General features: G+C 61.4%; 18 protein-coding genes. 8 read left to right on the top strand and 10 right to left on the bottom strand.

Annotated features, from left to right (window positions below; all coding sequences use genetic code 11):
• Nucleotides 1-163 precede the first annotated feature (163 nt).
• From F550_RS17680 to F550_RS0111425, 3 genes are read right to left on the bottom strand one after another with little or no spacing between them, the layout of a single operon-like run.
• Nucleotides 164-1,288, bottom strand: a complete 1,125-nt coding sequence (locus tag F550_RS17680; RefSeq protein WP_233349023.1) for an aminoglycoside phosphotransferase family protein — start codon at nt 1,286-1,288, stop codon at nt 164-166.
• The gene (gene tsaE, locus F550_RS0111430) at nt 1,251-1,706 is read right to left on the bottom strand and encodes a tRNA (adenosine(37)-N6)-threonylcarbamoyltransferase complex ATPase subunit type 1 TsaE (RefSeq protein WP_018148694.1); all 456 of its coding nucleotides are present in this window, start codon (nt 1,704-1,706) and stop codon (nt 1,251-1,253) included. Before tsaE ends, F550_RS17680 begins: the two co-directional genes overlap by 38 nt.
• On the bottom strand, nt 1,706-2,824 hold the full coding sequence (locus tag F550_RS0111425) for a cystathionine gamma-lyase (RefSeq protein WP_018148693.1): 1,119 nt from the start codon (nt 2,822-2,824) through the stop codon (nt 1,706-1,708). The genes tsaE and F550_RS0111425 overlap by 1 nt, the downstream gene beginning before the upstream one ends.
• Nucleotides 2,825-2,960: 136 nt before the next feature.
• On the opposite strand from F550_RS0111425, the gene F550_RS0111420 reads away from it, so the two are divergent.
• From F550_RS0111420 to F550_RS0111395, 6 genes are all read left to right on the top strand, one after another.
• A complete protein-coding gene (locus F550_RS0111420; protein WP_018148692.1) occupies nt 2,961-4,223 on the top strand; it encodes a cytochrome P450 in 1,263 nt (420 codons plus the stop codon).
• The gene (locus F550_RS18620; RefSeq protein ID WP_018148691.1) at nt 4,223-4,888 is read left to right on the top strand and encodes a TetR/AcrR family transcriptional regulator; all 666 of its coding nucleotides are present in this window, start codon (nt 4,223-4,225) and stop codon (nt 4,886-4,888) included. The genes F550_RS0111420 and F550_RS18620 overlap by 1 nt, the downstream gene beginning before the upstream one ends.
• A 26-nt stretch (nt 4,889-4,914) precedes the next feature.
• The gene (locus F550_RS0111410; protein WP_026180726.1) at nt 4,915-6,156 is read left to right on the top strand and encodes an NAD(P)/FAD-dependent oxidoreductase; all 1,242 of its coding nucleotides are present in this window, start codon (nt 4,915-4,917) and stop codon (nt 6,154-6,156) included.
• Nucleotides 6,157-6,173: 17 nt separating this feature from the next.
• Complete coding sequence (locus F550_RS0111405) at nt 6,174-6,494, top strand: 2Fe-2S iron-sulfur cluster-binding protein (RefSeq protein ID WP_018148689.1); 321 nt, start codon at nt 6,174-6,176, stop codon at nt 6,492-6,494.
• A 121-nt stretch (nt 6,495-6,615) separates the two neighbouring features.
• Entirely contained in the window at nt 6,616-7,404 is a 789-nt protein-coding gene (locus tag F550_RS0111400; protein WP_018148688.1) for a thioesterase family protein, read from the top strand.
• A 49-nt stretch (nt 7,405-7,453) separates the two neighbouring features.
• Nucleotides 7,454-7,714 (top strand): hypothetical protein, encoded by a 261-nt coding sequence (locus tag F550_RS0111395; RefSeq protein WP_018148687.1) that lies wholly within the window; start codon nt 7,454-7,456, stop codon nt 7,712-7,714.
• A 76-nt stretch (nt 7,715-7,790) separates the two neighbouring features.
• Here the strand turns inward: F550_RS0111395 and F550_RS0111390 are convergent, their stop codons facing one another.
• Nucleotides 7,791-8,360, bottom strand: coding sequence for a hypothetical protein (locus F550_RS0111390; protein ID WP_018148686.1), 570 nt, complete (start codon nt 8,358-8,360; stop codon nt 7,791-7,793).
• 103 nt (nt 8,361-8,463) lie between these two features.
• Nucleotides 8,464-8,871, bottom strand: a complete 408-nt coding sequence (locus F550_RS0111385) for a F0F1 ATP synthase subunit epsilon (protein ID WP_018148685.1) — start codon at nt 8,869-8,871, stop codon at nt 8,464-8,466.
• A 158-nt stretch (nt 8,872-9,029) separates the two neighbouring features.
• Here F550_RS0111385 and F550_RS0111380 point away from each other — a divergent pair, with 158 nt between their 5' ends.
• Entirely contained in the window at nt 9,030-9,821 is a 792-nt protein-coding gene (locus F550_RS0111380) for an enoyl-CoA hydratase/isomerase family protein (protein WP_018148684.1), read from the top strand.
• Between the two features lie 120 nt (nt 9,822-9,941).
• Here the strand turns inward: F550_RS0111380 and atpD are convergent, their stop codons facing one another.
• The 5 genes from atpD to F550_RS0111350 form a co-directional block, all read right to left on the bottom strand.
• A complete protein-coding gene (gene atpD, locus F550_RS0111370; RefSeq protein ID WP_026180725.1) occupies nt 9,942-11,369 on the bottom strand; it encodes a F0F1 ATP synthase subunit beta in 1,428 nt (475 codons plus the stop codon).
• A 377-nt stretch (nt 11,370-11,746) separates the two neighbouring features.
• Nucleotides 11,747-12,631 (bottom strand): F0F1 ATP synthase subunit gamma, encoded by an 885-nt coding sequence (locus F550_RS0111365; RefSeq protein WP_018148681.1) that lies wholly within the window; start codon nt 12,629-12,631, stop codon nt 11,747-11,749.
• A 26-nt stretch (nt 12,632-12,657) separates the two neighbouring features.
• Nucleotides 12,658-14,193: a F0F1 ATP synthase subunit alpha gene (atpA, locus tag F550_RS0111360; protein ID WP_018148680.1), complete on the bottom strand. Its 1,536-nt coding sequence runs from the start codon at nt 14,191-14,193 to the stop codon at nt 12,658-12,660.
• A 7-nt stretch (nt 14,194-14,200) separates the two neighbouring features.
• Nucleotides 14,201-14,761, bottom strand: a complete 561-nt coding sequence (atpH, locus tag F550_RS0111355) for an ATP synthase F1 subunit delta (RefSeq protein WP_018148679.1) — start codon at nt 14,759-14,761, stop codon at nt 14,201-14,203.
• A gap of 167 nt (nt 14,762-14,928) precedes the next feature.
• Nucleotides 14,929-17,097 carry a primosomal protein N' gene (locus F550_RS0111350; RefSeq protein WP_018148678.1) on the bottom strand — a complete coding sequence of 723 codons (2,169 nt, stop codon included), beginning with the start codon at nt 17,095-17,097 and terminating at the stop codon, nt 14,929-14,931.
• Between the two features lie 228 nt (nt 17,098-17,325).
• On the opposite strand from F550_RS0111350, the gene F550_RS0111345 reads away from it, so the two are divergent.
• Nucleotides 17,326-18,222 carry a tyrosine recombinase XerC gene (locus tag F550_RS0111345; RefSeq protein ID WP_018148677.1) on the top strand — a complete coding sequence of 299 codons (897 nt, stop codon included), beginning with the start codon at nt 17,326-17,328 and terminating at the stop codon, nt 18,220-18,222.
• The last annotated feature ends 7 nt before the right edge of the window (nt 18,223-18,229 follow it).

Genomic DNA, 18,229 nt, shown 5'->3' with positions numbered 1-18,229 from the left:
TTCGCCCCCTTCTCCCGGCTGCGGGAGAAGGGCCGGGGTTGAGGGCTACGACGTTCGAGAATGCCGCAAGGTCTGGACAGCCACCAGCTTTGGCGCCCTCACCCCTGACCCCTCTCCCGCGATCGGGAGAGGGGAAGGTTGCAAAGCTTCTTTCCTGCATCGCTTAGGCCTCCTCGAAGATGAAAGGCGCCGTGTCGGCAACGAAGGCGGCCATGCCGGCGGCGGCGGGATGCTCAAGGTTACGCGCGAGCAGCTGTTTCTGTCGGGGCAGGAAGAGCTTGTAGCGGGCTTTGCCATCGCGCTCGATCAGGCGGGCGAAAATGCCGACGATGCGGAGCGCATTGAGCGTGCCGATAATGGCGAGGCGTTCGAGGAATTGGCTTTCCGACTTGCCGGTCCTGTCGAGATAGGTGCGGATCGCGGCTGATTGCGCGGCGGGCGAGACCGGGCGGCGGGCGTCCTGGACCAGCATCGCCATGTCCCAGGCGTCCCAGCCGATAACCGCGTCCTGAAAATCCAGAAGCCCGATGCGGGCGCGGCCATCGCGCTCTGGCAGCCAGATAAGGTTTTCGGCGTGATAGTCGCGCAAGGTGAGCTCTCGCGGGAAGGCCTGTGCGCGCTCGATGAGGGAGCTGAGCTCGCGCTCCCATCTGGTATGGGCGGCATCATCGAGGCGCATGCGTGGATCGAATTTCGGGTACCAGTTGGCAAAGAGGCTGGCATTCACATTGAGGGCGAGGGCGTCGAAATCGAGGATCGGCCAGCTTTGGCCCAGCCCGTCCAGCTCGCGTGGGATGTCTAGGGCATGAAGGTCGGCGAGCGCGCTGGCGGCGGCGGTGTAAAGCTCGACCTCGTCTGTGCCTTTCTCGATGAGGCGGGCAAACTCCTTCTGGGTGCCGAAATCCTCAATGACAGCGAGGCCGAGGGCGGCGTCGCCTGCCAGCACCTCAGGCGCGCTGAAGCCGTTCTTTCGCAACCAGTCTGCAAGGGCTGCAAAGGCTTCGACGCGGGAGGCGGCGAGGCGCGACTGCTTGTTCCAGCCACCCGCAAGCCGGTCGGTGTCGCTCATATCGGGCGTACACGGATCATCCTCGACCAGAGGCGCATCCATGAGAAGAGCGCTGGCGCCATCGGCGCGTGTAAGGCGGCCATAACGGCGCGTCGACGCGTCCGCATTCAGCCAGTCGAGGCGTGCCTCGCCCCAGCCGGAGCGGGCGAGAAAGGCCTCGATATCGGCCTGCCGGTCAGCGTCAAATCCCATGGAGCCGAGACTGCCAGTCTTCGCCATGCGGTTCCAGCCTTGCTGTGCGCCCATCGGCGGTTTGCTCAAGGGTGAGGTCGAGCCGCCATGTCGGCAGGTGCGCGCCTGCCTTTAGCGGCCATTCGATGAGGGCGAGACCTGAGGCGGTTTCGTCCCAGCCAAGCTCTCTCACTTCCTCGGGGTCTTCGAGCCGGTAAAGGTCGAAATGGTAGATGGTGAGGGGGCCGGCCTCATAGGTCTGGACCAGCGTGTAGGTCGGGCTTGGCACTTCGGTTGGTGTGCCCATCAGCGTGCTGATGAGGGCGCGGGCAAAGGTGGTCTTGCCTGCGCCAAGGCCGCCATGCAGGGCGATGACATCGCCAGCCGCCAGATGCGGGACGAGGCGCTGGGCAAGGCGCGCTGTGGCGGCTTCGTCTGCGAGGTGGACCTCAACCCTGTCGGCCATCAGAGCGTATCCAGTGTGGTCTGGACAGCGCTGATGAGGGCGGCGGTTGGCTCACAGCCTGCTGAGAGGCGCACATAGCTGGCGGGGACCGCATCGCCCCAGCGGGCGCGGCGCTCACCGCTGGTCTGGATGCCGCCAAAGCTGGTCGCGGCGAAGATGGCCGGGCAATCGGTGATGAAGCGCTCAGCGGCAGTCTCGTCCGCGAGGGTGACGCCGACGACGAAGCCGGGGCGGGTCATCTGTTTTTGGGCGAGGGCGTGGGAGGGGTCGCTGGTCAGACCGGGATAGCGGACGGCGTCTACCGCGCTGTGGCCTTCAAACAGACGGGCGAGGGCGTCTGCATTGGCGCACATACGCTCAAGGCGAAGCTCCAGCGTCATCAGGCCGCGATAGGCAAGATAGGCTTCGGCGGGGCCGGGCGTTGAGCCAGAAAGCTTGCGCCACTGACGCACGCGGTCGATCAGCGCCTCATCCTTTGCGGCGACATGTCCAAAGAGGACATCGGAATGGCCTGCCAGCGCCTTGGTGTCGGAGGCCACCGACATGTCGGCGCCAAGGGCGAGCACATCCTGCAGGAGCGGTGTCGCGGTAGTGTTGTCGACGCAGACTTTTGCGCCGGCGGCGTGGGCGCGCGTGCAGATCGCTTCGATATCGCAGACGTCGAGACCGGGATTGGAAGGCGTTTCCAGCCAGATAATGTCAAAGCCGGAGAGGTCATAGCTGTCCATCTCACGGGTCGGGATCCGGACGGTCTCGATGCCGTGCTGGGCGAGGAAATCGTCGATCAGCACACGGACAGTGTAATAGCCATCGGACGGCAGGAGGAGGCGCGCGCCGGGCTTTGCGAGCGCCATGAGAGCGGCAGTGACGGCGGCCATGCCGGATGGAAAGCTGACCACGGGCGCGCCTTCGAGGGCGCCGATCGCGTCTTCGACCGCCTGCCAGCCCGGATTGTCGAAGCGGCCATAGGGAAAGGGATGGTCCGGCGCGCCGGGCAGCGCGTATTTCGCAGCGTTGACGATGGGCGGGGCGAGGCTTTCGCCTTTGGTGATCTTGCGGGCCCGGCCATGCAGCATGTCGAGGACACGGCTCTGCGGATTGCTGTCCTGATCTGTCATCGCTGAAGCCTCTCATCGTCGCATGGTCCTGATCCGGATATCGCGGCACGCCCGTCATCTCAAAGGAAATAGCGCGGCAGATTGCAGCATTCTCAGTTTTAGGGTATGCACCCTAGAAATTGTGGGAGGACGAAATATGCCCGATACGGCCCAGCTTATTGAAAACGATGTGCTTGCCAGAAATCTTGAGGGCCCGATCGACAAGGTCGACCCCAGCGAAGCGGCGCTGTTCGAACATGATGTGCACCACGAAGTGTTCCGCCGGCTGCGGCGCGAGGACCCGGTACATTACCTGGCCGACAGCCCGTTCGGCCCTTACTGGTCAATTACCCGTTTCAAGGACATCGTGACCGTCGATTCCAACCATAAGGTCTTTTCCTCGGAGCCGAGCATTGTGATCGGCGACCCGACAGACAATTTCCAGCCGCCCATGTTCATCGCCATGGACCAGCCGAAACACGATGTTCAGCGTCGGGCCGCCCAGCCTGCCGTGGCGCCGACGCAGCTGTCAGAGCTTGAGGCGCTGATCCGGGAGCGGGTCGGCACAATTCTCGATAGCCTGCCGGTCGGCGAAGAGTTCAACTGGGTCGACAAGGTTTCTGTTGAGCTGACCACGCAGATGCTGGCGACGCTGTTCGATTTTCCTTTCGAGGACCGCCACAAACTGCCGTTCTGGTCGGATGTGGCCACGACGTCCGATGCGGTTGGTGTGGTTGGCGCCGATATGGAATGGCGCATGAAGCACCTGACCGAGTGTCTGGAATACTTCTCCCGCCTCTGGATGGAACGGGCGAACCAGCCGCAGAAGTTCGATTTTATTTCCCTGCTCGCCCATGGTGAAGACACAAAGCACATGATCGACGAGCCGATGGAGCTGCTCGGCAATCTCATGCTGCTCATCGTTGGTGGGAACGACACGACGCGCAACTCAATCTCTGGCGGGGTTTATTTCCTGAACAGGTTTCCGGACGAATACGAGAAGCTGAAAGCCAATCCGGACCTCATTCCAAACATGGTGTCCGAAATTATCCGCTTTCAGACGCCGCTCGCCCATATGCGCCGCATGGCGGTTGAGGACTTCGAGCTTGGCGGCAAGACGATCCGCAAGGGCGATAAGGTCGTCATGTGGTATGCGTCCGGCAACCGCGACGAGGAGGTCATCGAGGACCCCAATGTGTTCCGCGTCCACCGGGAACGGGCACGCCACCACGTCTCTTTCGGCTTTGGCATTCACCGCTGCATGGGCAACCGGGTGGCTGAAATGCAGCTCAGAATTCTCTGGGAAGAGATCCTTGCGCGCTTTGACCATATCGAACTCGTGGGTGAGCCGACGCGCGTGTGTTCCAATTTCGTAACGGGCTATACGGACCTGCCTGTCAGGCTGCACGCCAAGACCTGATGGCGGCGGGGACGCGAGAGAGGATTGTCGACACCGCCCGCGGTCTGTTCAACAGGCTGCACTATGGCAATGTCACCACGGCGATGCTGGCAGAAGCTGCGGGTATTTCCGAGGGCAATCTCTGGTATCATTTCAAGACTAAGCGCAAACTGCTTGAGGCGATCACGGCCCAGTTTCTCGAGCGCAATGCCGCGCGTATTTCCATGTGGCCGCAAAGCGATGATGTGCTCGGCTCCTATGTCCGCTATCTGGAAGCCCTGGCCGCAGAGCTGCGCGACTTTCGGTTCATGTACCGCGATCAGGCAGATTATGGCGAGCACAGCGATGCGCTGCGCCAGCGTCTGCCCGAGATATATGAAGGGTCCAAGGCGAACTTCCGGGCCTATTTCGAGCTGATGCGGGACAAGGGCCTGTTGCGGATTGCTGATGATGAGATCGAAGATCTTGCCGTGAACGCCATCATTCTCATCCGCTACACACTCGAATACCTCCGCGAGTCCGGGCAGGCGGAAACAGAAGGTTCGGGTGCCGTGGCGAGAGGTATGAGGCAGCATTTGACGCTGTTTTCAGACCGGCTTATTCCATCGGCTCGAGAGACACTGGACGGGCGTATCGCCTCACTTGCGCGTAGTGGCTTGAAAAATCGTGACGCCTGCGTCATGTAACGGCAAAAGTCGGGAGGCAAGCTGGCGTGAATTTGTCGGCATCGCAGAACATCGTGATTATTGGCGGCGGCCAGGCAGGCGCGCAGGCGGTTCAGTCGCTGCGCCAGTTTGGCTATGAGGGCGCCCTGACGCTTGTCGGTGACGAGGCTGCGCTGCCGTATCAGCGGCCCCCGCTGTCCAAGGCCTATATGAAGGGCGAGATGTCCGAGGACCGTCTCTACTTCAAACCCTCCGCCTGGTATGAAGACAACAAGGTCGAGACGCTGCTGTCCCAGCATGTCGAGAAGATTGACCGGGCAAACCGCAAGGTGCTGCTCCAGCATGGCGGCGCGCTCGATTACGACGCGCTGATCATTGCGACGGGCTCACGGCCACGGCCGCTTCCTGTTGAAGGCGCCGACCTGGAAAACGTCTTCGAGCTTCGCGGGCTTGCCGATGTTGAGCATATCCAGCCGAAAATGATACCCGGCCACAGGCTGGTCATTGTCGGCGCGGGTTATATCGGGCTGGAAGCTGCCGCTGTGGCGCGCCAGCTTGGTCTTGAGGTCACGGTTCTGGAAATGGAGCAGCGTGCGCTTGCCCGTGTGACCAGTCCGGTCATAAGCTCATTCTATGAAGCGCTGCACATGGAAAAGGGCGTCGATGTGCGCTGCAATGCGCGCCTCGCCAAGCTGAAGGGCAAGGATGGGAAGCTGACCCTTGCAGTGCTGGCGTCCGGTGAAGAGATCGAAGCCGACATGGTGCTGGCCGGGATCGGCATCGTTCCAAATGTCGAGCTTGCCGTGGATGCGGGCCTGCCGTGCCGCAATGGTATTATCGTGAACGAGGATGCACAGACGAGCGATCCGCGCATTTTCGCTGCGGGCGACTGTACGGTGCGGCCGCTGGCGCACTATGCGCGCACGGGCCGGCTCGAAAGCGTCCACAATGCCATCGAGCAGGGCAAACTTGCCGCCGCTGCCATCATGGACAAGCCGCGTCCGGCGATCGATTGCCCGTGGTTCTGGTCCGATCAGTACGACATCAAGCTGCAGATTGCGGGGCTTTCAGAGGGCCACGACGAGGTTGTCGTGCGCGGGGATATCGACGCGAAGAAATTCGCCGCATTCTACAAGAAGAACGGGCGCCTGATCGCGGTTGATGCGATCAACAGTCCACCAGAATTCATTGCATCGAAACGCCTGATCATGTCTGGTGCATCCGTTGCGTCCGAGACGCTAAAGGATACGTCCATCAGCATGAAGGAAATTGCGGCTTCGGCCGCCTGAGGAGACAGGGAAGACACATGCCGACTATTACCTATATCGACCACGACGGTACCGAACGTCCAATCGAAGCCAAGAATGGCGAGACCGTCATGGAGACGGCGATCAAGAACTCCGTGCCCGGCATCGATGCCGATTGCGGCGGCGCCTGCGCTTGCGCCACCTGCCACGTCTATGTCGACCAGGCCTTCATGGACAAGGTTGGCCAGCCAGAAGAAATGGAGCAGTCGATGCTCGATTTCGCCGAGAACGTGCAGGAAAATTCGCGCCTGTCCTGCCAGATCCAGATCTCCAATGAGTTGGACGGCCTGAAGGTGACGACACCGGAAAGCCAGCACTAAACAGCGCCTATTCTGCGTATGCCAAGCTGCCTGCCATTGCTCGCTGTGATGGTAGACGCGAGGGCATGGTTTTCTGCGCAGCGCCACCGGGCTAGACGGGCCTGATGGTAAGGAAGAGCAGATGACGACCTATTCTGAACTGATTGGCGGGCTTTCGCGCGGCCTTAATGGACGCATCGAAACGGCCATTCCGGACGACTGGATGCAGGGGCGGACCACCTATGGCGGTCTGACGGCTGCGCTTTGCCTGGAATCGGCGCTGGAGCTGGTGCCGGACATGCCGCTTCGCGCCGCGCAAGTGGCGTTCGTTGGGCCTGTAGGCGGTGAGGTAGTTGTGTCGCCGACACTGCTTCGAAAAGGCAAGTCATCAGCCTTCGTGAACGTCGACCTCGTCAATGAGGCTGGTGTCATGGCGCGCTGTATTTTCACATTTGGCGCCAAGCGTCCTTCAAAGATCAGCCAGGTCTCGCGTGAGGCGCCGGATATCAAGGGCCCGGAGGATTATCCATCCTTTTTCGGCTCTGGCCGGCGGCCGACTTTTGCGAACCATTTCAACGTCCGGCTGGCCAAGGGGGGGCCGCCAGTCAGCGGCACCGAAACCGGCGATGTTACGCTGTGGCTGCGGCATAAGGATGAGGCGGCGGCGATGAATGCGACGACGCTGCTTTCCATCGCAGATGCGCCGCCGCCAGCGGCCATGTCGATGATGACAGAGCCGGGGCCGATCAGCTCGATGACCTGGATGGCCGAATTCCTGACCGATGAGATTACGACAAGCGAGGGCTGGTTCCTCGTCCATCACGTGGCGCAAGCCACGCGCGACGGCTATTCCAGCCAGTCCATGCGGATGTGGAATGCCAGTGGCGAGCCGCTGATGATCGGCCGCCAGACAATCGCGGTGTTTGCCTGAAACTGGCTGAACTGCCGGAACCCACTCTTGCCCAGCGCGTCTTCAGCGAATGCCAGACGACGCTTTTACCCTTTATCTGATCTATATCAGAGATCCGCAGACGCCACTTGACCCAGATACGTTCGACGGCATGAGACGTCTGGATGATGCGCTCTTCCTGATCAGAACGACGGCCAGCAGGTCGAGAGTCTATCATTCGGTCAAGTGGGCCTGCCAGCCAGCGGCATTGCTCGTGGCGCCGCTGGGTGACGATCCGAAATTCAAGGGCATGGACGCCGGGGCGCTAAACTGGCTACGGCATCTCGATTAAGCGAGCGGGCCGAAATCGGACAGGCAACAGGCCCCGCCAACCTGCGGAGGGGCCCCGGGACGCCTCTAACGCCCCGTCAGTCGGCGCCCTGGCTTACAGTGGCAACGAGTTTCTCGTAGGTGCGCCCATCTGCCATCTGAGCGGTCTGCGGGCCTTCAACGTGAACCGTGTAGCCGCTGGCGCCCTGTCCCGAGACGAATGTGCGATAGAGGTCCCCTGTCGCCTGCGGGTACCCCGTGTCCGTCTCACGGTAGCCAGCCTGTTTGACCGCGCTTGTAAGGACCTTGTACGACGTGTCCGTTGGCAGGCCGACCGCCGCGACCTCGCAGGACTGGTAGGGGTCTAGCTGAATTTGCACAATACCATCTGCAAGTTGCCAGACAGGAAGCGTGCTGTCGCTAACGACGGAAATTTTGTTATCCGCGAGCGCGCGGATCGCTGTGGCACCTCTCATTTCGAAGTCGGCGAAATCCTGCTCACCTTCGACGGCGGGAATGCAGTGAGCGACCACCGCATCGGCAAGGGCCTTCAGACTTGCGCCTTCGTTGACGAAAGCACCGGGTTGATAGCGTTCCCGATCTTCAGGGGCGATACAGCCCGCAGCGAGAATGGCTGCGCCGAGTATGGCGGTCGAGTAGAGGTTCATGTGCGTCTCCCTGTTTCGCGCTGACTATACCCATAGCAGCCATAACAGGAAAGGCCGCCCTGAAAGGCGGCCTCTTCGATACTCTATTGAATGAGACAGAGCCCTAGTGGGCGACGGCGGCCTTCAGGTCGCTGAGATAGTCGACCTGGGCTTTCAGGACAGCGACATGGGCGCCTTCCTTGCCTTCGGCGGCGAGCTTGTTCTTGGCCTCTTCAAGGTCGGCATTGACGGTCGCCGCATCGACCTTGGACAGATCGACAGCTTCTTCAGCCAGAATGGTCAGGCCTTCAGGCGTCACGTCGGCAAAGCCGCCGCGCACGAAAAGGCGCATCTTGGTCGTGTCGTTCTCAAGCACGCGGACGACGCCGTTCTTGAGCGTCGTCATGAAGGGCGCATGGTTCACCAGAACGCCGAACTCACCTTCGGTGCCGGGTGCGATCACGTGGTCAACCTCACCGGAGAAAAGCTCCTTGGCGGGCGAGACGAGGGAGAAGTGAAGTTTGATGGCCATCGAACGAGATTTCCAAGTTTCTTTGCTGTGGTCTCCAATACTGATTAGGGCGCTAATGTCTACCGGGACCTGCTGTCGCAAGCCCAAACAGGCTGAAATTGCAGCACACTGCGCGGCTGTTTAGACAGTGTGGGAACAGTTTTCCAGGGAGGAAGGGAATGGCTGAGCTGGTGACGGTAAAAATAGAGGGACGCAGCGCGATTGTCAGTTTCGACACAGGCGGCCGCGCCAATGCCCTTTCCCAGCGCCTGATGCGTGAGCTTACAGCCGCAGCGATGCGTTTCCATGATGCGCCGGAGATATCCACGGTCATCCTGACGGGCGGTACGGACGTGTTCACGATGGGCGCCGACCTGAAAGACCCTGAAAGGCAGGACCCGGCAGAAATACCTCTAAGCCAGCGCCGAATCATGCAGCGTGCAGGACCCCGCCTTTGCGAGGCATGGGAAAAGATCGATGCGCTGACCATTTGCGCGCTTGAAGGCTGGTGCATTGGCGGTGGCATGGCGCTTATGGCATCGCTGGATTTGCGCGTGGCGTCTGAGGCGGCCCGGTTCTACGTGCCGGAGGTCGAGCGCGGCATGAATATGAGCTGGGGCTCGATCCCCCGCTTCGTCGCGCTTGTAGGACCGGCGCGGACCAAGCGGCTTGCAGCGCTTTGTGAGAAGGTGGATGCGAGGACCGCCGAGGCCTGGGGCCTTGTCGATTATCTCGCGCCTCAGAAAGACGCCCTGAAACGCGCAATCGCGCTGGCGGGCGAGGCGGGTAAACTGCCGCCGACGGCACTAAAGATGGTCAAGCAGGATGTGAACGTCGCGGCGCATGCGTTGACCCGTGCGACGGGCCATCGCGACCTGGAGAGTTTCTTGCTGATGCAGGAGTCAGACGACTTCCGCGAAGGTGTGGCTTCGTTCCTGGAAGGACGCGACCCGAAGTTCACTGGCGACTAAAGCGCTACGTCCAGGTTCGCCGGGCGAGAAAGCGCGCCTGCTCCGTTGTGCCACTCGAAACGAAAACAGCCGCATCATTTCTGATGCGGCTGTCAAACTTCAATCGAAAGTTCTGAAGGACTATGCGTCTTCCATCATCTTTTCGGCTTTCTTGATCGCCTGATCCATGTTGCCGACCATGTAGAAGGCCTGCTCTGGGAGGTGATCGTATTCACCGGCGATAAGGTCCTTGAAGCCCTTGATCGTGTCTTCAAGTTTCACCTGCTCGCCTGGGCTGCCGGTGAAGACTTCGGCCACATCAAATGGCTGGGACAGGAAGCGCTCGACCTTACGGGCACGAGCAACGACCAGTTTGTCTTCTTCGGAAAGCTCATCCATGCCGAGAATGGCAATGATGTCCTGAAGTTCCTTGTAGCGCTGCAGGATTTCCTGCACGCCGCGGGCAACCTGGTAGTGCTCGTCGCCGACAATGATCGGGTCGAGAATACGCGAGGAGGAGTCGAGCGGGTCAACGGCCGGGTAGATGCCTTTTTCGGCGATCGACCGGTTCAGCGTTGTCGTCGCATCAAGGTGGGCGAAGGACGTGGCCGGGGCCGGGTCGGTCAAGTCATCTGCAGGCACGTACACGGCCTGGATCGAGGTGATCGAGCCTTTATTGGTCGAGGTAATCCGCTCCTGAAGCTGGCCCATTTCGGTGGCCAGCGTCGGCTGATAGCCCACAGCCGATGGAATACGGCCGAGCAGGGCGGACACTTCGGAGCCGGCCTGGGTAAAGCGGAAGATGTTATCTACGAAGAACAGAACGTCCTTGCCTTCCTGATCGCGGAAGTACTCGGCCTGTGCGAGGCCGGTCAGAGCGACACGGGCACGCGCGCCTGGAGGCTCGTTCATCTGGCCGTAGACCAGCGTCACGCGGCTGTCGCCGTCGAGGTTGATGACTTTGGAGTCGATCATCTCGTAATAGAGATCGTTACCCTCACGGGTCCGCTCACCGACGCCTGCGAACACCGAATAGCCGCCGAAGAGTTTCGCGATGTTGTTGATCAGTTCCTGAATGAGAACCGTCTTGCCGACACCTGCGCCGCCGAAGAGGCCGATCTTGCCGCCTTTTGCGTAAGGGCAGAGAAGGTCGATGACCTTGATACCGGTGACGAGGATTTCAGACTCGGTCGACTGATCGACGAATTCCGGGGCCGGCGCGTGGATTGGCATGCGCTGCTTGGTGCTGACCGGACCGCGCTCATCGATCGGCTCACCGATGACGTTCATGATGCGGCCAAGGGTCTCTGGGCCGACAGGCACCATGATCGGCATGCCGAGGTCTGTGACCGGGTGGCCGCGAACGAGGCCTTCGGTGGAGTCCATTGCGATCGTGCGGACCGTATTCTCGCCGAGGTGCTGGGCGACCTCAAGAACGAGGCGGTTGCCGTTATTGTCGGTTTCCAGCGCGTTCAGAATGTCTGGAAGCGTGCCGGTGAATTCAACGTCGACAACGGCGCCGATAATCTGTGAAATCTTGCCTGTTGCGGCGGATGCAGAGCTGCTCATGGAAGGCGTCTCCTTGGGAGCGGGTGTCGTTTTGGGCTTGGAAGCTGGCTTTTGGGGTGCCGCCGGCTCAGGGGCAGAATCCTTGCGGGAAGCCGCGGCGATCGCCGGGGCAACATCGGACACCTTGATGCCGCGCCGTTCGCTTGCCTGTGAAGGCTTGCAGACGCCGCAGTCGCGGGTGTCCTTCTGGCCAAGGCTTGTCGCCTTGGTTTCGGCCTCGGCATAGGTCTTGTAGGGACCATGCCATTTGTCGTCGTCATTGGACTGGTCGCCGCCAACGCCCTGGCCGTGATTGCAATAGCGGCAGTCGGCCGCGTGAACCCGGGCGCGCTTGTTTGAAAAATGTTCGTAGACCCAGAAATTCATCTTCGTGTCCTCTAGAGGGCCTCTGCACCGGAGATGATTTCGATCAGCTCCTTGGTGATCTGAGCCTGGCGGGCCCGGTTATACTGCATCGACAGGTCGTCGATCATGTCACCGGCGTTGCGGGTCGCATTGTCCATGGCGGTCATACGGGCCGCCTGTTCACCTGCGCCGCTTTCCAGCATGGCGGAAATGATCTGGGTGTTAATGTAGCGGGGCAGAAGCGTTTCGAGAATTTCTTCCTGAGACGGCTCATAGATATAGGTCGCGCCCTTGAGGTCGATGGTTTCCGCATCGGCCGGGGCCTGCGCCGGGATGAGCTGCTGGGCGACGGGCGTCTGGGTCAGCACGTTTTCGAACTGGCTGTAGACGAGTGTCGCAACATCGAACTCACCGGCTTCGAAGCGGCCCGTGATATCCTTGCCGAGACCGATGCCGGCCTCCGAATAGTCATTGCCCTTGACCTCTGAGAGGTCGAGGTGGCCGACGAAAAGCTCGCTGAAGCCGCGCTTCAGCTGTTCTCGGCCTTTTTTGCCAACGGTGAGGATCTTCACGGTCTTACCGGCGCCCGAAAGCTCAGCAATCAGGCGGCGGGCTTCCTTGACCACATAGGTGTTGAAGCCGCCAGCCAGACCCCGCTCGGAGGTCAGGACGACGATCAGATGGGTCTGGTCGCTGCCTGTGCCAGAGAGGAGTTTCGGGCCACTTGTGCCCTCGCCCATCGAGCCGGCCAGGTTCGCGACGACGCTGGCCATGCGCTGGGCATAGGGACGCGACGCAGCAGCAGCGTCCTGTGCCCGCTTCAGCTTGGCAGCAGCGACCATCTGCATGGCCTTCGTGATCTTTCGCGTGGATTTCACGCTGCTGATCCGGTTTTTCAGATCCTTGAGGCTGGGCATTGCTCAGCTCCTGATAGCGTGGCGACTTAGGCGAATGACTTGGCGAAGTCGCTGAGGGTCGACTTGATTTCGGGTTCGATCTCGTCGGTCAGCGCCTTTTCCTTGCGGATCTTGGCGAGCAGGTCCTTCTTGGCACCGCGCAGGTGGGCAAGAAGCTCCTTTTCGAAGCGGGTGACATCGCGCGTCGGCACATTGTCGAGATAGCCGCGGGTACCGGCATAGATCACGACGACCTGCTCTTCCATCTGCAGCGGCGAGAATTGCGGCTGCTTGAGGAGCTCGGTCAGGCGCTCACCGCGGCCGAGAAGGCGTTGGGTCGCAGCGTCGAGGTCGGAGCCGAACTTCGCAAAGGCGGCCATCTCGCGGTACTGGGCAAGCTCACCCTTCATCGAACCGGCAACTTTCTTCATCGCCTTGGTCTGGGCTGCAGAGCCCACACGCGACACCGAGAGGCCAACGTTCACGGCCGGACGGATACCGGAGTTGAAGAGGTCGGTCTCAAGGAAGATCTGACCGTCAGTAATCGAGATGACGTTCGTCGGAATGTAGGCCGACACGTCGTTCGCCTGGGTTTCAATGATCGGCAGGGCCGTCAGCGAACCGGATCCATGATCCTCGTTCAGCTTGGCGGCGCGTTCGAGCAGGCGCGAGTGGAGGTAGAAGACATCGCCCGGATAGGCTTCGCGGCCTGGCGGACGACGCAGAAGCAGCGACATCTGACGATAGGCAACAGCCTGCTTGGAAAGATCATCATAGATGATGAGGGCGTGCATGCCGTTGTCACGGAACCACTCGCCGATCGTGCAGCCGGTAAACGGTGCAAGATACTGAAGCGGAGCTGGCTCGGATGCCGTTGCCGACACGATCACAGTGTAGTCGAGGGCGCCGCGCTCTTCGAGCGTCTTGACGACCTGGGCAACCGTGGAGCGTTTCTGGCCGATGGCGACATAGACGCAGAACAGCTTCTCGCTGTCTTCCTTGGCCGCTTCATTGGTCTGCTTCTGATTGAGGATGGTGTCGATACAGATCGCGGTCTTGCCGGTCTGACGGTCACCAATGATCAGCTCACGCTGGCCGCGGCCAACCGGGATCATGGCATCAATGGCCTTGAGGCCAGTCATCATCGGCTCGTGGACGGATTTACGCGGCAGGATGCCCGGCGCTTTCACGTCAACTCGGTTACGCGAAGCAATGTTCTCGATCGGACCCTTGCCGTCGATCGGCTCACCCAGCGGGTTCACGACGCGGCCGAGAAGGCCTTTGCCGACGGGTGCGGCAACGATCTCGTTGAGGCGCTTTACATTGTCGCCTTCCTTGATGCCCCGGTCATCGCCGAAAATCACGACGCCGACATTGTCAGCTTCAAGGTTGAGGGCCATGCCCTTTACGCCGCCGTCGAATTCGACGGTTTCACCGGCTTGTACGTTATCGAGTCCATAGACGCGGGCGATACCGTCACCGACGGACAGAACCTGTCCAACGTCGGAGACCTCAGCCTCGACACCAAAGTTTTCGATCTGGGATTTCAGGATGCCTGAAATTTCTGCAGCGCTGATGTCCATCGAGCCTCTAAGCTCCCTTCATGGCGGTGTTCATACGTTCAAGTTTCGAGGCGACGCTCGCGTCGACAAGAGTGGAGCCGACACGCAGCTGAATCCCACCGATGAGGGCAGGAACCACTTCTGTCTCTAGTTCAACGTCGCTGCCTACAGCCTTTGCCAGTATTTCTTCAAGCTTCTGGCGCTGCTGCGCGGTCATTTCTTCGGCGGTCCGGGCGAGGGCGCGTTTCACGCCGCGATGATCTGCGTAAAGCTCATCGAAATGGCTCGCAGCGCCCGAAATGTCGCTGGCGCGGCCATTCGTGGCCATCGTCGCGACAAAGTTTACGAAAAGCGTGGATAGCTTTGCGGCTTTTGCCACGGACTGAAGCGCCTTTGCCTTCTCTTCGCGGGAGAAAGCAGGCGATTCCATAAGACGTGTGAGGTCTTCGCTGTCTGCAGCCATCGCGGTGAAGCTCTTCAGGTCGGCGTCGACCGTGGCAAGCTCACCTTTGTCATTGGCGAGGTCAAACAGGGCGCTCGCATAGCGGCGCGCAGTTTCATTAGCATGGGAGGCGGAAGATGCGGCCAAGACCTGATTCCGTCTGTTGGCGGGCGAATGCCCGGGAGTGAAACATAAGATTATGGGCTGAAAGGCGAAGCCCCAGCCCGATGCTTGAGAGGGCGCTTAGCACTTCGTTTCGGCACTGACAACTTGGCTGCAGCGGTTGAATTGCGACCGATTGGCACGCGAGCCGCCTAGAGGAAGGAATACGGATCGATATCAGCTGAAATTCTTACAGGGTTTGGCAGCTTCAGGGCCCGAAGCCAGGCGGACATGTAAGCGGAGAGGTCAACCTCTCTTGGACTGGTGACGAGAAAACGGATGCGGTGGCGACCGCGCAGCATTGAGATCGGGGCAGGGGCGGGGCCGTAAACGGTCACGCCTTCGCCGTTTGGCGCAGCGGCGCCCGTGAGCTGGCCTGCTTCCTTGATGAGCTCTGGTGTCGGGGCCGAGAGAACCAGCGCGGCCATGCGGCCGAAGGGCGGCAACATAAGCTCGGCGCGGACATCCCGCTCGATCTGCAGGAAGCCGTCGCGGTCGCCTGCAGCCAGCGCCATCATGGCGGGATTGTCGGGGCCGTAGGTCTGGATCAGCGCGCGGCCGGGGCGTTCGGCGCGGCCGGCACGGCCTGCGACCTGGCTCAGCAGCTGATATGTGCGTTCGCCTGCGCGCAAATCCCCGCCTTTCATGCCGCTGTCGGCATCGACGACGCCAACAAGGGTGAGGTTCGGGAAATTGTGGCCCTTTGCGACAATTTGCGTGCCGATAAGGACGTCGATCTCTCCGGCGGCCATGCGGTCGACGATGCCGCGCGTTTCCTCGCCAGAGCGGGCGGTGTCAGAGGAAAAGATCTCGACGCGGGCCTGTGGCAGCAGGACGCGGACTTCCTCGGCGACGCGTTCAACGCCGGGGCCGACGCCCATCAGCGAATCCTTTGCCCCGCACATCGGGCAGGCTTCGGGCTTTGGCATCGACCAGCCGGTCAGGTGGCAGACGAGGCGATTGGTGTAGCGGTGCTCTGTCAGCCAGCTTTCGGTGCCGGGGCTTTTCAGCCGCTCACCGCACGCCTTGCAGATGACGAGCGGGGCGTAGCCGCGCCGGTTTAGAAAAAGAAGGCTCTGCTCGCCAGCTTCGAGCGTCGACACAAGCGCGTTCGAAAGCGTTGGCGAAAGCCAGTTGCCTTTTTCCGGCGGATCGAGGCGAAGGTCGACAAGCTCGATATCCGGCAGGCGGGCGGCGCCGGGCCGGGCCGAAAGTTTGAGGCGCTGATACCGACCCGCTTCGGCATTCACCATGGTTTCGAGCGCAGGCGTCGCCGAGGCGAGGATGATGGCGGCGTCTTCCAGCTTGGCGCGCATCACGGCCATGTCGCGGGCATGATAGGTGACGCCGTCTTCCTGTTTGAAGGAGGTGTCGTGTTCCTCATCGACGATAATGAGTTTGAGGTTCCTGAAAGGCAGGAAGAGCGCTGAGCGCGCGCCGATGACGATGCGAGCGCGGCCATGGGCGGTCTCGCGCCATGTGCGGCGGCGCTCTGCATCGCTTAAGCCTGAGTGCCAGGGCGCAGGCGGCGCGCCGAAGCGGGACTCAAAGCGCGACAGGACGGCCTGTGTCAGCGCGATCTCTGGGAGCAAGACGAGAACCTGCGCATCGCCCGCCTTCTGCAGTGCCTCGGCGATGGCTTCGAAATAAACTTCTGTCTTGCCCGACCCTGTAATGCCGTCGAGCAGGAAGGGTTGGAAGCCGCCTTTGGCAATGGATCGGCGAAGCTCCTCGCCTGCCTCGGCCTGTTCGCCGGTGAGGTGGTCGCCCACTGCAAAGCGGCTCGGCTGGGAGTAGGGGAGGTCTGTCGCGACCTCGCGGGCTTCCAGCGCGCCGATCTCGACGAGGCCTTTGACGACGCCGGCAGAGACACCCGCCTGCCGCGCAAGCTCTGCCGCGCTTGTCGGGCCGACGTCCCGCGCGGCGTCGAGCACTTTGATGCGCGCCTCGGTCATGCGGTTGGAGCGGTGGCCGGTCGGTTCGTAGACGGTCGCGGTCGGCGATGGTTTCAGCCCGCCGCGGGCGCGCAGCACCATGGCAAGCACATGCCCCGGATGGGCGACATTGTAGCGGGCCGCAAAGGTGATGAAATTGCGCATCGGCGCCGGCATGGGCGGAACCGGGAAGACGTCGATCAGCGGTTTGAGGGCGCGCGCATCGTCCTCTGCCTTGTCTTTCACGGCCCAGACAACGCCGGTGCGCTCAATCTTGCCGAGCGGCGCGCGCACATAGCTGCCAGGTTCGACATCGAGGCCGGCTGGGACCTCATAATCAAACGGTTCTGGCAGAGGCAGCGGGAAGAGGATGCTGGCGAGTTTCATCTATGGGGGAGGGTTTAGAGCGCGCAGGTGATTCCGTCACCTGTGGGGTTCAGCCTTTGAACTACCAAGCCCCACCCCGACCCTCCCCAATGGGGAGGGGGACGCCGCGTCGCCCGTTGAAAATTTCATGCCAAACTTGCGACTATCGCTCCCTCCCCTCTGGGGAGGGTCGGGGTGGGGCCTTCACCATAAATCCCCCCTTAATCTCTGCTGCAGACACTCGGGCGTATGGAAATCCTCTCAGCCTTTCTCGACCATGTTTCCCGTGAGCGGCGTCTCGCAGACAATACGGTCGAGGCCTATGGCCACGACCTTCGGAGCTTTTTCGGCTTTCTGGATGATCATCTGGGAGAGCCGGTCGCGATCAAGGCGTTCAGGCACCTGCATGCGAGCGACATCCGCGCCTTTCTGGCGAAACGGCGCCGCGAGGGCCTGTCGGATACGTCGGTTGCGCGGGTGCTCTCGGCGATCAAGACATTCTTTCACTGGCTGGACGACCATCATGGCATCGACAATCCGGAGATCGCCTTCCTGAAAGGTCCCAAGCGCCAGTCACGCTTGCCGCGCCCTGTGTCAGTGGCAGCGGCGCGCGACATGATCGAGACGGCTGAGGCGACCGCAGAAGAGCCTTGGGTGGCGGCGCGCGATGCGGCGGTGCTGACACTGCTCTATGGCGGCGGGCTCCGGATATCAGAGGCGCTGGGTCTCAATGGCGATCAGGCGCCTGCGCAAGAGCGGCTGCGGGTGCTTGGGAAGGGCGGTAAGATAAGGCTGGTGCCGCTCATCCCGGCTGTGCGCCAGGCGATCAATGAGTATGCACGGCTGTGCCCTTATCGGCTGACGTCAGAGACGCCGCTCTTCTATGGCGTACGCGGTAAACGGCTTCAGCCTGCGATCGTGCAGCGGGGGGTGCAGGTGCTACGCGGCGCGCTTGGCCTGCCGGAAACCGCGACGCCGCATGCGCTGCGCCACGCCTTTGCAACGCATCTTCTGTCGGCCGGCGCTGATCTGCGCGCGATCCAGACGCTTCTGGGGCATGCCAGCCTGTCTACGACGCAGGTCTATACTGGCGTTGATTCAGAGCGGCTGCGGGCCGTTCACGCCAGCGCCCATCCGCGCGGCTGAAACCATT

This window comes from Henriciella marina DSM 19595 (assembly GCF_000376805.1).
Lineage (GTDB): Bacteria > Pseudomonadota > Alphaproteobacteria > Caulobacterales > Hyphomonadaceae > Henriciella > Henriciella marina.
Note: the sequence above shows the minus strand (reverse complement) of the source record. Positions and strands in the feature narration are given on the sequence as shown.

Bases quoted from the DNA above. Each gene is read 5' to 3' on its own strand.
- F550_RS17680 (WP_233349023.1), bottom strand. From the start codon at position 1,288: ATGGCGAAGACTGGCAGTCTCGGCTCCATGGGATTTGACGCTGACCGG.
- tsaE (WP_018148694.1), bottom strand. From the start codon at position 1,706: ATGGCCGACAGGGTTGAGGTCCACCTCGCAGACGAAGCCGCCACAGCG.
- F550_RS0111425 (WP_018148693.1), bottom strand. From the start codon at position 2,824: ATGACAGATCAGGACAGCAATCCGCAGAGCCGTGTCCTCGACATGCTG.
- F550_RS0111420 (WP_018148692.1), top strand. From the start codon at position 2,961: ATGCCCGATACGGCCCAGCTTATTGAAAACGATGTGCTTGCCAGAAAT.
- F550_RS18620 (WP_018148691.1), top strand. From the start codon at position 4,223: ATGGCGGCGGGGACGCGAGAGAGGATTGTCGACACCGCCCGCGGTCTG.
- F550_RS0111405 (WP_018148689.1), top strand. From the start codon at position 6,174: ATGCCGACTATTACCTATATCGACCACGACGGTACCGAACGTCCAATC.
- F550_RS0111400 (WP_018148688.1), top strand. From the start codon at position 6,616: ATGACGACCTATTCTGAACTGATTGGCGGGCTTTCGCGCGGCCTTAAT.
- F550_RS0111395 (WP_018148687.1), top strand. From the start codon at position 7,454: ATGCCAGACGACGCTTTTACCCTTTATCTGATCTATATCAGAGATCCG.
- F550_RS0111390 (WP_018148686.1), bottom strand. From the start codon at position 8,360: ATGAACCTCTACTCGACCGCCATACTCGGCGCAGCCATTCTCGCTGCG.
- F550_RS0111385 (WP_018148685.1), bottom strand. From the start codon at position 8,871: ATGGCCATCAAACTTCACTTCTCCCTCGTCTCGCCCGCCAAGGAGCTT.
- F550_RS0111380 (WP_018148684.1), top strand. From the start codon at position 9,030: ATGGCTGAGCTGGTGACGGTAAAAATAGAGGGACGCAGCGCGATTGTC.
- atpD (WP_026180725.1), bottom strand. From the start codon at position 11,369: ATGAGCAGCTCTGCATCCGCCGCAACAGGCAAGATTTCACAGATTATC.
- F550_RS0111365 (WP_018148681.1), bottom strand. From the start codon at position 12,631: ATGCCCAGCCTCAAGGATCTGAAAAACCGGATCAGCAGCGTGAAATCC.
- atpA (WP_018148680.1), bottom strand. From the start codon at position 14,193: ATGGACATCAGCGCTGCAGAAATTTCAGGCATCCTGAAATCCCAGATC.
- F550_RS0111350 (WP_018148678.1), bottom strand. From the start codon at position 17,097: ATGAAACTCGCCAGCATCCTCTTCCCGCTGCCTCTGCCAGAACCGTTT.
- F550_RS0111345 (WP_018148677.1), top strand. From the start codon at position 17,326: ATGGAAATCCTCTCAGCCTTTCTCGACCATGTTTCCCGTGAGCGGCGT.